The organism is Achromobacter semiaridum, from assembly GCF_053543755.1.
Genome location: NZ_JBLVOL010000050.1, coordinates 1 through 15459, shown reverse-complemented (window position 1 = coordinate 15459; position 15459 = coordinate 1). Strand labels below are relative to the sequence as shown.

At 66.5% G+C, this 15459-nt stretch carries 10 protein-coding genes; 8 read left to right on the top strand and 2 right to left on the bottom strand.

Going from position 1 to position 15459, the window contains the following annotated elements:
* Positions 1-46: 46 nt before the first annotated feature.
* Both uca and atzF read right to left on the bottom strand, forming a co-directional pair.
* On the bottom strand, positions 47-3688 hold the full coding sequence (gene uca, locus ACNPP0_RS15225) for an urea carboxylase (protein WP_448706348.1): 3642 nt from the start codon (positions 3686-3688) through the stop codon (positions 47-49).
* Positions 3689-3715: 27 nt separating this feature from the next.
* Positions 3716-5560 carry an allophanate hydrolase gene (gene atzF, locus ACNPP0_RS15220; RefSeq protein ID WP_448706347.1) on the bottom strand — a complete coding sequence of 615 codons (1845 nt, stop codon included), beginning with the start codon at positions 5558-5560 and terminating at the stop codon, positions 3716-3718.
* Positions 5561-5932: 372 nt separating this feature from the next.
* On the opposite strand from atzF, the gene urtA reads away from it, so the two are divergent.
* From urtA to ACNPP0_RS15180, 8 genes are all read left to right on the top strand, one after another.
* Entirely contained in the window at positions 5933-7186 is a 1254-nt protein-coding gene (gene urtA, locus ACNPP0_RS15215) for an urea ABC transporter substrate-binding protein (protein WP_332611372.1), read from the top strand.
* Between the two features lie 14 nt (positions 7187-7200).
* Entirely contained in the window at positions 7201-8832 is a 1632-nt protein-coding gene (gene urtB / locus ACNPP0_RS15210; protein WP_448706346.1) for an urea ABC transporter permease subunit UrtB, read from the top strand.
* Positions 8829-9956, top strand: a complete 1128-nt coding sequence (gene urtC, locus ACNPP0_RS15205; RefSeq protein ID WP_448706345.1) for an urea ABC transporter permease subunit UrtC — start codon at positions 8829-8831, stop codon at positions 9954-9956. The genes urtB and urtC overlap by 4 nt, the downstream gene beginning before the upstream one ends.
* Positions 9953-10792 (top strand): urea ABC transporter ATP-binding protein UrtD, encoded by an 840-nt coding sequence (urtD, locus tag ACNPP0_RS15200; protein WP_332611369.1) that lies wholly within the window; start codon positions 9953-9955, stop codon positions 10790-10792. The genes urtC and urtD overlap by 4 nt, the downstream gene beginning before the upstream one ends.
* Positions 10793-10794: 2 nt before the next feature.
* Positions 10795-11493 carry an urea ABC transporter ATP-binding subunit UrtE gene (gene urtE, locus ACNPP0_RS15195; protein WP_332611368.1) on the top strand — a complete coding sequence of 233 codons (699 nt, stop codon included), beginning with the start codon at positions 10795-10797 and terminating at the stop codon, positions 11491-11493.
* A gap of 88 nt (positions 11494-11581) precedes the next feature.
* Complete coding sequence (locus tag ACNPP0_RS15190; RefSeq protein ID WP_448706344.1) at positions 11582-12010, top strand: DUF2946 domain-containing protein; 429 nt, start codon at positions 11582-11584, stop codon at positions 12008-12010.
* 274 nt (positions 12011-12284) lie between these two features.
* Entirely contained in the window at positions 12285-14486 is a 2202-nt protein-coding gene (locus tag ACNPP0_RS15185; RefSeq protein ID WP_448706343.1) for a TonB-dependent receptor, read from the top strand.
* 25 nt (positions 14487-14511) lie between these two features.
* A partial coding sequence (locus ACNPP0_RS15180; protein ID WP_448706342.1) for a PepSY domain-containing protein occupies positions 14512-15459 on the top strand: 948 nt, incomplete at its 3' end.

The following is a 15459-nucleotide window of genomic DNA, read 5'->3' as shown; positions in this document are numbered from 1 at the left end:
GGCGCGGGCCGGATCGCCGGGCTGACCTGAACGGATTCCAACCGCATCATCCGGCCACGGTGCAGGTGGCGTCTTCGGCCAGCACCACCAGCGGGTCGCCCGCGTTGACCGGCTTGCCCGGCACGCAGCGTATCGCCGTGACCGTGCCCGATGCGGGCGCTATGACCGACAGCTCCATCTTCATCGCTTCGACGACCACCAGCGTGTCGCCCGCCGATACGCTCTGCCCCACCTGGACCGGTATCTTCCAGATGTTGCCGCACATGTCGGCGCTGACCAGGCGTTCGCCCTCGCGCAGCGCGGTGTCGGCCTCGGGCTCCGGCGCCTCGGCGGCTTGCTCGGCGGCCACGTCTTCCGTCTTCCACAAGGCCACTTCGGCATCGAACGCGCTTTTCTGGCGCGTCTGGAACAGGGCGATGCTGTCGGCCTGATCGGCCAGGAAGCGCTGGTGGGCGGCGAAGTCAAAGACTTCTTCTTCGATGCGCACCGTGGCGCGCCCTTCGCGGAAGTCTTCGCGCAGCACGTCCAGTTCCGCCTCGGTCACGGGGTAGAAACGCACCTGATCAAAGAAGCGCAGCAGCCACGGCTTGCCGTCCTGGAACACGGGGTTTTTCAGGAACTTGTTCCAGATCGGCAACGTGCGGCCCACCAGCTGATAGCCGCCCGGCGAATCCATGCCATAGATGCACATATAGACGCCGCCGATGCCCACCGTGCCTTCGGCGGTATGGGTGCGCGCCGGGTTGTACTTGGACGTCAGCAGGCGGTGGCGCGGGTCGATCGGCACCGCGCATGGCGCGCCCAGATACACGTCGCCCAGGCCCATGATGAGGTAGCTGGCGTCGAACACGATATCGCGCACATCGTTGCGGCTGGCCAGCCCGTTGATGCGCTGGATGAAGTCCACATTGTTCGGCAGCCACGGCGCGTTGGCGCGCACCGTTTCCTGATAGCGTTGCACGGCGCCCAACGTGGCCGTATCCTCGAACGCCATCGGCAGGTAAACCACGCGCGTGGGCACTTTCAGCGTAGCCACATCGGCCAGGCCCGCTTCGATTTCCAGCAGGCGTTCGATCAGCGCGCCTTGCAGGATCTGACGGCTGTCATAGCGGATCTGCAACGAACGCACGCCTGGCGACAGCTCTTTCACGCCGTGGATCGGATCGGCGTTCAGCGCCTCCATCAGCAGGTGGATACGCATGCGCAGCGCCAGGTCCAGCACGTTGTCGCCGTATTCCAGCAGCAGATAGCCGTCGCCCGCCTGGCGGTACGACACCGACGGGCGCGCGCCCTCGGCGGGCAGCGCGGCCACGATGGTCTCGGACACGGTGGCCGGCACCGGGGTGGGCTCGGTCGCGGCGGGCGCCACGCCCGACAGCGCGGCCACGCTTTGGTCCTGCGCCGCTTGCAGCGCCACCGCCCGCGGATAGTCCATGCGCACGAAGCGGATGCGGTCGCCGGGCTTGACCTGCCCCACCTTCCAGAGTTCGGCGCTGGCGATGGTGACGGGGCATACAAAGCCGCCCAGGCTGGGGCCGTCACGCGTCAGGATGACGGGGCTGTCGCCCGTGAAGTTGATGCTGCCGATGGCGTATTCGCAATCGTGGATGTTGGACGGATGCAAGCCCGCCTCGCCGCCGTTCTCGCGCGCCCAGGTGGGCTTGGGTCCGATCAAACGCACGCCCAGGCGGTTCGAGTTGTAGTGCACTTCCCATTCCGCCGCGAAGAACGTGTCCATGGCCTCGGGCTGAAAGAAGTCCGGCGCGCCATGCGGGCCGTACAGCACGCCGATTTCCCAGGTGTTGCCATACACCGGGATCAGCTCCGCCGATGCCGCCATGGGCGGCGCCAACGGCGCGGCGGGCGACGCGTCCAGCTCGGGGCGCACGATGGCCAGCATGTCGCCCACGCGCAGCGTGCGGCCGGCGTGGCCGCCGAACTGGCCCAGCGCAAAGGTCGAGCGGCTACCCAGGTAGACGGGCACGTCCAGACCGTTGCGCACGGCCAGATAGCTACGGCAACCGGACAGCGCGCGGCCGGTGGCCAGCACCTGGCCCGAACGCACGGCAATGGGCTGCCACATCGGCACCGGTTCACCATCCAGCGTGGCCGCGCACTCGGCCCCCGTCAGCGCCACGATGGTGTCGCCATGAAAGCGCAGGGTCGGGCCGACCAGCGTGGCCTCGATGCCCGCTGCATCCGCTGCGTTGCCGACGATGCGGTTGGCCAGCCGGAACGCGTAGTCATCCATCGGGCCGGACGGCGGCACGCCGATGTCCCAGTAGCCCGTGCGGCCTGGATAATCCTGCACGCTGGTGTAGGTGCCCGCTTCCAGCACTTCGATGGCGGCGGGCCGATACGCAAAGCTCTCCAAAAAGCGCGTGGACAACTTGCCCGCCCGAAAGCGTTCGTCGGCCACGATCTGGCGCAGGTAGTCCAGGTTGGTGGCGATGCCGTGCAGACGCGTGCGCGCCAGCGCATCGGCCAGCTTGTCCAAGGCCGCATCGCGCGTATCCGCGTGCACGATCAGCTTGGCCAGCATGGGGTCGTAAAACGCGGGCACCTCGGTGCCGGTCGCCACCCAGCCATCGACGCGCACGCCCTGGGGAAAGAACACTTCGGTCAACACGCCCGGCGACGGTTGGAATTGGCGCAACGGGTCTTCGGCATACAGGCGCACCTCGATGGACGCCCCTTGCGGCGCGCGCGACATCGCCGCGATGTCCAGCGCTTCGCCTGCCGCCACGCGCAACATGCATTCCACCAGGTCCAACCCCGTGACCGCTTCCGTGACGGGGTGTTCGACTTGCAGGCGGGTGTTGACCTCAAGAAAATAAAAGCTGTCGCGCGCCGGGTCGTAGATAAATTCAACGGTGCCCGCCGACCGGTAGTTCACCGACTCGCCCAGCTGCACGGCGGCGGCCAGCAGCGCCGCGCGCGTTGCGGCCGGCAGCAGCGGCGCGGGCGTTTCTTCGATCACTTTCTGATTGCGCCGCTGCACCGAGCAATCGCGTTCGCCCAGCGCCAACACGCGGCCCGCGCCGTCACCAAAGATCTGCACTTCCACGTGCCGCGCGTTATCCACATAGCGCTCGATGAACGCGCCGCCATCGCGGAAAAAGTGTTCGCCCATGCGCTGCACGCTGTCGAACGCCACGGTCAGTTCCGCTTCGTTCTCGCAGCGCGACAAGCCAATGCCGCCACCGCCGGCCGTGCTCTTGAGCATGACGGGGTAGCCGATGCGCTCGGCCTGCGACAAGGCTTCACCCAAGCTGGCCAGCAAGCCCGTGCCCGGCGTCATCGGCACGCCCGCTTCGGCGGCCAGTTCGCGCGAGCGGTGCTTCAAGCCGAACTCGCGAATCTGCAAGGGCGTGGGGCCCACGAATGCGATGCCGGCCGCCTCGCAAGCCTCGGCGAAGTCGGCGCTTTCGGACAGGAAGCCATAGCCCGGGTAGATGGCTTGCGCGCCGTGCTCGCGCGCGGCGGCCAGCAGCAGGTCCATGCGCAGATAGCTGTCGGCGGCTTTCTCGCCACCCAGGGCCACGGCCACGTCGGCTTCGCGCACGTGCGCGGCGTTGCGGTCGGGGTCGGAATACACGGCCACGCTGCGGATGCCCAGGCGCTTCAGGGTGCGGATGGCGCGGACGGCGATTTCGCCTCGGTTGGCAATCAGAACGGTATCGAACACGGTTCGGCTCCCAGTGGCTTGAAGGGGTTAGCGGGGGGTGGCGGCGTTGGCGGACAGGCTGGCCAGATACGCGCGCCATCCGCCAAACGCGGTGATGTCACGCGCGCCATCCAGGCCGCGCGGTTCGCAGATAAAGCCCTTGACCAGCCGGCCGTCTTCCAGCTCCAGCGTGCCGATGCCCAGGGGCGCGGGGATCTCGGCCACGAACGCGCCGAAAGCCGTCACCGGCACGTCCCACAGTTCCACCTCGATGGGTGCGCCGGATTCGGACTTCACCAGCCCCGGCTTGGGCGGCGTGGTGTTGGCCAGCGCATACAGGCGGTAGTCGTCCGCCGTGCGGGTCTTTTCCACCAGCACCGCGTGGCGCGAGGTCAGTTGATGGTTCAGCGGCATGCCGGTCAGATGCGCGCCCACGACCGCCACGCGTACCGTGTCGGCAGGCGCGCGCGCGGCGTCGATGCCGGCGGGCAGCGGTGCGCCCGTCGCGCCCAGCGGCAACCCGCGTTGCGCTTGCCACAGGCGGCCAAACTGCGCCAGCGCGCGGTCCTGCCAGGCCAGGCCGATCACGGTGATGCCCGACGGCAAGCCGTCCGGGCGCATGCCGGCGGGCAAGGCCAGCGCCGACAGGTCGGCCAGGTTGGCAAAGTTGGTGTACACGCCCAGACGCGAATTCAGCGTGACGGGGTCGGCCTGCAATTGGGCAATGGTGTAGATCGACGGCGACGTCGGCACAACCAGCGCGTCAAAGCCGGCCAGGGCCTGATGAATCTGCCGCGTCAATTCCGCGCGGCGGTATTCCGCCTTGAACGCATCCAGCGCGCTGTAGTTGGCGGCCTGCTCGACAATACCGCGCACGACGGGGTTGATCGCGTCGGACTGGGTTTGCCACAACGCCTCCACGGCAGCGAAACGTTCCGCCACCCACGGCCCCTGATACAGCAGCGCCGCCAGTTCATTGAAAGGGGCAAAGTCAATGGCTTGCACTTGCGCGCCCGTGTCCTTCAACGCGCGCACCGCGTCCTCGAACACGGCGGCGGCCTGCGCATCGCCAAAAAATTCCAAGGTGGCGGGCACCGCCAGCTTGGGCGCGCGCGGCCACGGCAACGAGGCGCCGGCCGGCATCTGGCGCGAATACGGATCACGTTCGTCGTAGCCGCCCGCAACCTCGGCAACAAGCTCCGCGTCGGCCACCGTCAGCGCAAAGATCGACACGCAGTCCAGCGTGCGGCACGCCGGCACCACGCCCGCCGTGCTGAGCCAGCCCTTGGTGGGTTTGAGGCCCACGATGTTGTTGAACCCAGCCGGCACGCGGCCCGAACCGGCGGTGTCGGTGCCCAGCGAAAACGCGGCAATGCCGCGCGCCACCACCGATGCCGACCCCGAGCTGGACCCGCCGCTGACATAGTCGGGGTTGAACGTGTTGGCCACCGCGCCATGCGGCGAGCGCGTACCCACCAGGCCGGTGGCGAATTGATCCAGGTTGGTCTTGCCGATCAGGATGGCGCCCGCCGCGCGCAGGCGCTGCACCACGGTCGCGTCTTCCTGTGCGGTGTAGGCAAACTCCGGGCAAGCCGCCGTGGTGGGCCAGCCCGCCGCATCGATGTTGTCCTTGATGGCGAACGGCACACCGTACAGCGGCAGGCGCGTCATGTCGCCGCCCGCGGCGGCCAGCATCAAGCGCAGGCCGTCCAGCTGCTCATCCAGCGTGGCGCGGTCCACCCGGCATATCCAGGCATTGTCCACAGGCCCGTCTTGCGGCGCGGCGTAGTGGGCCAGAAGCACATCGGGTTGCGCGCCGGTGTCGCGGTAGGCGGCCTGCCATTGCGCGATGGTCCAACCAATGGGGCTCGTCTGGGTTGCTGCGGCATTCATGCTGGAATCCTTTCTTGTATACAAGTACGGATTCCCAAGCAATAGCCGTGCCATGTTGGCGGGCCGGCGGCGTTTCCCTCTGGCGCGCGGCGCATGGCCCCACGCAATCGACGTCGCGCGCCCGCCGCGCGCGCATCGCCCGCACCGCAAGCGGGCAGGACACGCACCTGTTTTGTGCACGCGGCACTGTTTTGATCCGGCCATGACGCGCGCGCAACGCGCGCCGGCATTCGCGTAAACACCCCCTCTTCATACAGCGGCCCGACACGCGCCACGCACTTGGCATGCCTTTTGCTTTGAGGTCCTTGTTGTCAGGTGTTGTTAGAGATCGTTCCTGCCGGTGCGTCCGGCACATTCCATTCAGGAGTCACCATGAAACGCAGACTAGCCTTGAAGCAACTGACCGCCGTGAGCCTGTTGGCCATGTCCGGTTGGATGCCGCAGGTATTCGCCGCCGAAGACACCATCAAGGTCGGCATCTTGCATTCCCTGTCGGGCACCATGGCCATCTCGGAAACGTCGCTGAAAGACGTTGCGCTGATGACCATCGACGAAATCAACGCCAACGGCGGCGTGATGGGCAAGAAGCTGGAAGCCGTGGTGGTGGACCCTGCGTCGAACTGGCCCCTGTTCGCCGAGAAGTCCCGTCAGCTGCTGTCGCAGGACAAGGTGGCGGTGGTGTTTGGCTGCTGGACGTCGGTGTCGCGCAAGTCGGTGTTGCCGGTGTTCAAGGAACTGAACGGCCTGTTGTTCTACCCGGTGCAGTACGAAGGCGAAGAGCTTGAGAAGAACGTCTTCTACACCGGCGCCGCGCCCAACCAGCAAGCGATCCCGGCCGTGGAATACCTGATGAGCGAGGACGGCGGCGGCGCCAAGCGCTTCGTGCTGTTGGGCACCGACTACGTCTATCCGCGCACCACCAACAAAATCCTGCGCGCTTTCCTGCATTCCAAGGGCGTCAAGGACAGCGACATCGACGAGGTCTACACGCCGTTCGGCCATTCCGACTACCAAACCATCGTGGCCAACATCAAGAAGTTCGCCACCGGCGGCAAGACGGCCGTCATCTCGACCATTAACGGCGATTCGAACGTGCCCTTCTACAAGGAACTTGGCAACGCCGGCCTGAAGGCTACCGACGTGCCGGTCGTGGCGTTCTCGGTGGGTGAAGAAGAGCTGCGCGGCGTGGACACCAAGCCGCTGGTCGGCCACCTGGCCGCGTGGAACTACTTCCAGTCTGTGAAGAACCCGGTCAACGAGGAGTTCATCAAGAAGTGGAAGGCCTACGCCAAGGCCAAGAACCTGCCCAACGCCGGCACGGTCGTGACCAATGACCCGATGGAAGCCACCTACGTCGGCATCCACATGTGGAAGCAGGCCGTGGAACAGGCCAAGACCACCGATGTGGACAAGGTGATTGCGGCGATGGGCGGCCAGAAGTTCAACGCACCCGACGGCTACACCATCGAAATGGACAAGACCAACCACCACCTGCACAAGCCCGTCTACATCGGCGAGATCAAGGCAGACGGCCAGTTCAACGTGGTGTGGAAGAGCAAGGGCCCGATCCGCGCCCAACCCTGGAGCCCGTACATCCCGGGTAACGAAGGCAAGCAAGGCCTCTAAGGGAAACAGCAGCCATGCACATCGCGGCAATCGCACACGTTTTGCGTCGTCTTCTTATTGCATGGCTGCTTGCCATGCCGCTGCTGACCGCGCCCGCGGCGGCAGCGGGCGTGGACCCGGCCCTGCTTGCGCCACTGGCCGGCGACGACACGGACGCCAAGCTGCAAGCGATTGCCGCGCTGGGCCAGCTGCCCGAAGCCGGCGCGGCGGCCGTCTTGCAGGCGCTGGGCAATGACCAGCTTTATGCCACGCCGGATGGACGCGTGCTGATCGGCATCGACAGCGCGCGCGCCACCGATCCGACAACGGGCGCGGCCGTGGAACTGCCTTCGGGTTCCGGCACCGTCAGCATCAACAACCGCCTGCGCCGCGCCATCGAGGCCGCGCTGGCGGGTTCCCGCTTGTTCTCGGACAAGCCCAATGAACGGCTGGACGCGGCGCGCCGCTTGCAGCAGACGGGCGATCCTGCCCGCCTGCCCATGCTTGAAAAAGCGCTGGCAACCGAAAAGAACGATGCCGTGCGCGACGCGCTGTTGATCGCGCAGGCCAACCTGGAATTGAAGAGCGCCGACCCGGCCAAGCGCCGCCATGCCGTGGAACTGCTGGGCAACACGCGCAACGCCGCGTTCCGCCCGACCCTTGCCGCGCTGACGCAAGAGCGCGACGGTGCATACACCGACCCTGACGCCGGCGTGCGCGAGGCCGCCGCCACCGCGCTCAAGCAGATCGACCGCCACCTGGCCACGATTGAATGGGCGGGCAACCTGTTCTACGGCATCAGCCTGGGCAGCGTATTGCTGCTGGCCGCGCTGGGGCTGGCCATCACCTTCGGCCTGATGGGCGTCATCAACATGGCGCACGGCGAACTGCTGATGATCGGCGCGTACGTGACCTATGTGGTGCAGACCCTGTTTCGCGCGTGGCTGCCGGGCTGGCTGGACTGGTATGTGGTGGCGGCGCTGCCGCTGGCTTTCGTGGTGACGGCGCTGGTCGGCATGGCGCTGGAACGCACCGTCATTCGCTGGTTGTATGGCCGGCCGCTGGAAACGTTGCTGGCCACATGGGGCATCAGCCTGATGCTGATGCAAGGCGTGCGCACGCTGTTTGGCGCGCAGAACGTGGAAGTGGGCAACCCCAGCTGGATGTCCGGCGGCATCACGGTGCTGGGCGGGCTGGTGCTGACCTACAACCGCATCGTCATCATCGGTTTTGCCTTCTTTGTGGTGTTCCTGGTGTGGCTGCTGCTGAACCACACGCGCCTGGGGCTGTTCGTGCGCGCCATCACGCAGAACCGGCGCATGGCCGATTGCGTGGGCGTGCCGACCGGACGCGTGGACATGCTGGCCTTTGGCCTGGGCTCGGGCATTGCGGGCCTGGCCGGCGTGGCCTTGTCGCAGCTGGGCAATGTGGGGCCCGACCTGGGGCGCGGCTACATCGTCGACTCGTTCATGGTGGTGGTGCTGGGCGGCGTGGGCCAGTTGGCCGGCACCGTCATCGCGGCCATGGGGCTGGGCGGCGTCAACAAATTCCTGGAGCCCTATGCGGGCGCCGTCATGGCCAAGATCACCATCCTGGTGCTCATCGTGCTGTTTGTCCAAAAGCGGCCGCAAGGCCTGTTCGCCCCTCGCGGCCGGAGCGTTGAATGAAACAGACCGCGCTGACCGATCTGACCCTGCTGACCCGCCGCCCGCTCTTTTCGGGCCGCGCGTGGACGGCCCTGGCCGTGGTGGCCGCGCTGCTGGCGCTGCTGCCGTTGCTGAACCTGGTGTTTCCGCCGGGCCATGCGCTGCACGTGTCCGCGTATGCCGTGGCGCTGCTGGGCAAATTCATGTGCTACGCGATGGCGGCGCTGGCGCTGGACCTGGTGTGGGGCTACGCCGGCATCCTGTCGCTGGGGCATGGCCTGTTCTTTGCACTGGGTGGCTACGCGCACGGCATGTATCTGATGCGCGCCATCGGCCGCGACGGCGTCTATCAAAGCAACCTGCCCGATTTCATGGTGTTCCTGGACTGGAAGAGCTACCCCTGGTACTGGGCCTACACCGAACACTTCTGGTACGCGATGCTGCTGGTGGTGCTGGTGCCTGGCGTGCTGGCCTTTGTGTTCGGCTACTTTGCTTTCCGCTCACGCATCAAGGGCGTGTACTTTTCCATCATCACGCAGGCGCTGACGTTCGCCGCCATGCTGCTGTTCTTTCGCAACGACACGGGCTTTGGCGGCAATAACGGCTTTACCGATTTCAAGCGCATCCTGGGCTTTGACATCACCGCGCCGGGCACGCGCGCCGCGCTGTACTGGATCACGCTGGCCGCGCTGGCGGGCGCGCTGATCCTGGCGCGCGTGATCACGCAGTCCAAGCTGGGCCGCGTGCTGACCGCCGTGCGCGACGCCGAAAGCCGGCTGCGCTTCATTGGCTACGACCCCTTGGGATTCAAGCTGTTCGTGTGGACCTTGTCGGCGGTGTTGTGCGGCATTGCGGGCGCGCTGTACGTGCCGCAGGTGGGCATCATCAACCCCAGCGAAATGTCGACCGAAACCTCGATTGAAATGGTGATCTGGGTAGCTACCGGCGGGCGCGGCACCTTGGTCGGCCCCATCATCGGCGCGGGTGCCGTCAATGGCCTGAAGACGTGGTTCACCAGCGTGCTGCCGGAATTCTGGCTGTACGCGCTGGGCCTGATCTTCGTGCTGGTAACGCTGTTCCTGCCCACCGGCATCGTGGGCCTGGCCCGCCGCATCACGGCACGCTGGCAGGAGAAGAAGGCATGACCAGCACGCATACCGAACAAGCCATGCTGGACGGCGGCCCCAGCGGCGATGCCGGCTATGGCCGCGTCAGCCCCAAGGGCCTGGATACCAGCCACGGCGCCATCCTGTACCTGGAAGGCATCACCGTCAGCTTCGACGGCTTCAAGGCGCTGAACGACTTGACGCTGGACATCGGCGTGGGCGAACTGCGCTGCATCATCGGCCCCAACGGCGCGGGCAAGACCACGATGATGGACGTCATCACCGGCAAGACCCGGCCCACGGCAGGCACTGCTTTCTTCGGCCAGAGCATAGACCTGACAACCTTGAACGAAGCGCAGATCGCGCACGCGGGCATCGGCCGCAAGTTCCAGCGCCCCACGGTCTTCGAGCAGCACAGCGTGTTTGAAAACCTGGAGCTGGCGATGAAGACGGACAAGCGCGTGCGGCCCACGCTGTTCTCGCGCCTGAGCAGCGAGCAGGCCGACAAGATTGGCGAAACGCTGGACCTGATCCGCCTGCGCGCGCAAGTGCGGCGCCCGGCCGGCTTGCTGTCGCACGGGCAGAAGCAGTGGCTGGAAATCGGCATGCTGTTGATGCAGGAGCCACAGCTGCTGTTGCTGGATGAACCCGTGGCCGGCATGACCGATGCCGAAACCGAACGCACCGGCGAACTGCTGAACGAGCTGCGGGGCCGCCATTCGCTGATGGTGGTGGAACACGACATGGACTTCGTCAACCAGATCGCGGGCACGGGCAAGGTAACGGTGCTGCACGAAGGCTCGGTGCTGGCCGAAGGGCCGATGAGCAAGGTGCAGGCCGACCCGCGCGTGATCGAAGTCTACCTGGGGCGCTAAAGATGCTGGACGTAAGCACGATCAACCAATACTACGGTGGCAGCCACACGCTGCGCGGCGTATCGATGTCGGTGCGCCAGGGCGAATGCCTGGCGCTGCTGGGCCGCAATGGCGTGGGCAAGACCACCTTGCTGAAATGCGTGATGGGCGTGCTGCCCGTGGCCAGCGGCAACATCACATTCGACGGCGCCGACATCACGCGGCTGGCGCCGCACCAGCGCGCCGCGCGTGGCATGGCCTATGTGCCGCAGGGCCGCGACATCTTCGCGCGGCTGACGGTGGAAGAGAACATCCTGATGGGCATGGCCACCAAGCCCGCGGCACGCGCGCGTCGCATCAAGGAAGAAGTCTTCGAACTTTTCCCCGTATTGAAAAGCATGCTGTCACGGCGCGGCGGCGACCTGTCCGGCGGGCAGCAGCAGCAGCTGGCGATTGCGCGGGCGCTGGTGGCCGAGCCCAAGCTCATCATCCTGGACGAGCCCACCGAAGGCATCCAGCCGTCCATCATCAAGGACATCGCGCGGGTGATCCACATGCTGCGCCAGCGCGGCGACATCGCCATCCTGCTATGCGAGCAGTACTTCGATTTCGCGCGCGAGCTGGCCGATCAGTTCGTGGTGTTGTCGCGCGGCGAGGTGGTGGCCAGCGGCGACCGTAGCGCCATCGACGGCGACGACGTGCGGCGGCATCTGTCGGTTTGAACACCAGCCCTGCGCCGGCGCAAGGCGGGTTGAGATTCTTTTGACTTTGCGCGCGCATCGGAAAACTGCTCCGATATAATCCGGCTCCATGTGCTTCGCTACTTTCCTGACCCGCCCCACCGTGTGGACCGCGCTTGCCGCGATCCTGTGGGCGTCGTTGGCGCCGTCGCTAGCCCATGCCCTGAGCCTGTCTCCCGACGGCCATCACATCCATCGCATCCAGGTCGATGTCTGCGCCGGTGGCGCGGACGACAGCGGCATGATGACGCTGGACGTCGTGCACGATGGCCCGCAGGACGCCTCGCAAGACGGTCATGCCGGCAACGGCCATGGCGATAACCACCATTGCCCGCTGTGCCGCAATCCCCAGGCCGACGTCGGCATCCTGCCCACGCCCGTGCCGGTGCTGCCCCTTCCCGTGGGCCGCGCCACGACCTACCCGCCGCTGTTCTTCCTGGCGGCAACCCCCCTTCATGCCTGGAGCGCGGTTCAGCCGCGCGCACCGCCCGCCAACTAAGCTGGCGCTGAGTCAACCACTCACACGTTCGCGGCTCCCTTCGTGGCCCTTCGTGGCCCCTTCGTGGCCCCTGGTGGCCCTGGTGGCCCCTGGTGGCCCACTGTGTGCGCAGCACGACCCATCGCCCAGCTTGCCGTCTTTAGCCGACCCACCCTGTTCGCGCCGTGATGCGCGAGGCATGGCCCCGTCGTCATCCAGACCTTGAGCCTTTCCCGCGCACCGCCTGCATTCCGGCGGCGTGCCGGACGCGCTCGCCCGTTTGCAGGCATGCATCATGAAACACACGTCTCTGTACACCTTGCTGCTGGGCGTCATGGCCAGCGCACCCGCCCTGTCCCAGGCCGCCGAACCCGCTGTTACGACCCTGGCGCCCACCACCATTTACGGCGCGGGCCATGTTGAGCCCGCGCCCAACGGCCCCATCGACCTGGACATCAAGGACAGCACCGGCAGCCGCCTGGGCCTGACCCTGCGCGAAACGCCGGCCAGCGTCACCGTCATCACGCGCGAGCAGATCGAAGCGCGCGGCTCGCTCAACACGCAGGACATCGCGCGCGGCATTCCGGGCGTGGACAACGCCTCTCCCCCCGGCAACGCCGGTGCGGTCAGCTATCGCGGCTTTTCCGGTGGCCAGGTGTCGCAACTGTTCAACGGCATTTCGGTGCAGTACGACGCCATTGCCGGCCGCCCGGTGGACAGCTGGATCTACGATCGCGTCGAAGCCATCGGCGGCCCTTCCACGTTTCTGTTCGGCGCGGGCGCGGTGGGTGGCGCCATCAACGTCGTCACCAAGCTGCCCGAACGCGACACTTTCCACGACGGCCAATTCCGCCTGGGCTCGTACGACAGCCGCCAATATTCCATCGGCCTGAACCAGCAGCTGGCGGGTGACGCGGGCGGCCAGGGCCACTACCTGCGCATCGACGCCAACACCGGCTCGAGCCACGGTTGGGTAGACGGCAACCATAGCCGCGCCACGCAAGTGGCGGCATCGTTGCTATCTGACTTTGGCGCGGACGTGACCCAGACGTTTGCCTTTGAATACCAGCGCGAACAGGTCGACCGCCCCTACTGGGGCACACCGCTCAAGACCAACGCCAACGGCGTCGTGCAGGGCGCGGGCCACATCATGGACGGCACGCGCTTCAAGAACTACAACGTCAACGACGGCCTGTACGAGCAGTCCATCCTGTGGGCGCGGTCCATCACCGAATGGCGCGCGGGCTCGAACCTGACGCTGAAGAACACGCTGTACCACTATCGTGCCGACCGCGATTTTCGCAACCTGGAAAGCTATCGCTTCAATGCCGGCAACAGCCTGGTGCTGCGTTCCGGCGCGTTGCTGCAACGGCACGAACAAACGCTGACCGGCAACCGCATCGAAGGGCTGTACCGCTCGACGCTTGCCGGGCTGCCCAGCGATTGGTCGTTTGGCGCCGACATCAGCCAGAACAAGGTCACGCGCTTTCCGACCAGCATCAACGGCCAGGTTGATGCCGTGGACCCGTACGACTTTTCGCCCGGCGACTTCTACGCTATTCCCGGCATGACGCGCGGCCACAAGCCCGACCGCGAGAACCGTATCCGCACCTTTGCGCTGACGGTGGAAAACCGCACGCAGGTGCTGCCCGGCGTGGCCATCGTGTCGGCGCTGCGCAAGGACTTTATCGACCTGGACCTGACCAATCGCCGCGCGGTGACCGCCACGTCGCCCGCCAGCGCGCAGCGCGGCTATTCGCCATTGACCGGGCGCTTGGGCATTAACTGGGAAGTCAGCCCCGAAGCCGCGTTGTACGCGCAGTACGCCACGGCGGCTGACCCGCCTTCCGGCTTGCTGGCCACCGCTTCGTTCGCCGACGTGCTGAACAACGACAAGCTCACCACCGGCACGCAGGCCGAAGTAGGCGGCAAGTTCAACTTCTGGGATGGACGCGGCGCGGCCACCGTGGCGGTCTACGAGATCAAGCGCAAGAACATGGCCACGTCCGACCCCGACAATCCCGGCGTCAGCGTGCCGGTGGGCGCGCAGTCGGCGCGCGGCGTGGAGTTGGCGGGCGGCCTGCAACTGACGCCCAAGCTGTCCGTGCAAGGCAACGTGGCCTTTGTTGACCCGCGCTACGACGACTTCTCGCAATCCGCGGGCGGCGTGCCCGTATCGCGCAATGGCAACGTGCCGACCAACACGCCCCGCCGGCTGGCCAACCTGTGGGTGGATTACGCCTTCGTGCCCGACTGGAATGCCAGCGTCGCCGCGCGCTATGTGGGCCGTTCCTACGCGGACGCGGCCAACACTGTGTGGGCGCCGTCCTACACGGTGTTCGATGCGGCCCTGTCGCACCGGATCAACCGCAACGTGAACGCCACCGTGCGCGTGCGCAATCTGACCGACAAGGTCTATGCCGCCAACTCCAGCCCGACCATGTTTTACCTGGGCGCGCCGCGTTCAGTGGAACTGACGCTGCAAATGCGGTTCTGACGAACGCGCGACCAAGGGGCATGCCATGAGCACCACATCCAGCCGCGCGCCCGCGCGCCACGCCGGGCCACCACTGTCCACGCGCGCCAAGCGTTGGCTGTACCTGATCCATCGCTGGGCCGGCATCGTGCTGTGCCTGTTCTTCGCCATGTGGTTTATTTCCGGTGTGGTGATGATGTACGTGGGCTACCCCAAGCTGACGCCGCACGAACGGCTGACGCATCTGGCGCCGCTGGACGCGGCCACGCTTGCCGTCACGCCCGCCCAGGCGCTGGCGGTGGCCGGGGCAAACGATTCCATCGGCCTGAGCCTGGCCGCCACGCGCGCCGGCGCCCCGGTCTATGTGGTGCCGGGCGCCGCCTCCACGGCGCCCAAGGTGGTGGACGCCGCCACTGGCGCACTGCTATCCCCCGCCGACGTTTCGGTAGCCAGGGCATCGGCGCTGGCGTGGTTCGGCGGCCGGTACGCCGCGCGCCATCAGGAAGCGGTGGACGAAGACGTCTACACGCATTCCGGCTCGCTGGACGTGCACCGCCCGCTGCATCGCGTCGACATGGACGACCCGGCGCGCACGCGCTTGTACGTGTCGTCGGCCACGGGCGCGGTGGTGCTGGACGCCACGCGCAACGAACGCGCCTGGAACTACGCGGGCGCGTGGATCCACTGGCTGTATCCGCTGCGCGGCAACGTACTGGACCGCTGGTGGCATGACGTGGTGGTGTGGCTGTCGGTGGCCGGTGTGCTGGTTGCACTGACGGGCACGGTGGTGGGCATCCTGCGCTGGCGCTTTTCGCGTCCGTATGCAACGGGCAGCCGTTCGCCCTACCGCGAACGCATGATGCGATGGCACCACATCAGCGGGCTGCTGTTCGCTGCCATCACCATCACCTGGATCTTCAGCGGCCTGATGTCGATGAACCCGTGGAAGTTGTTTACCAGCACGGCGGCGCCGCTGGCGCGCAGCGCCTATGCC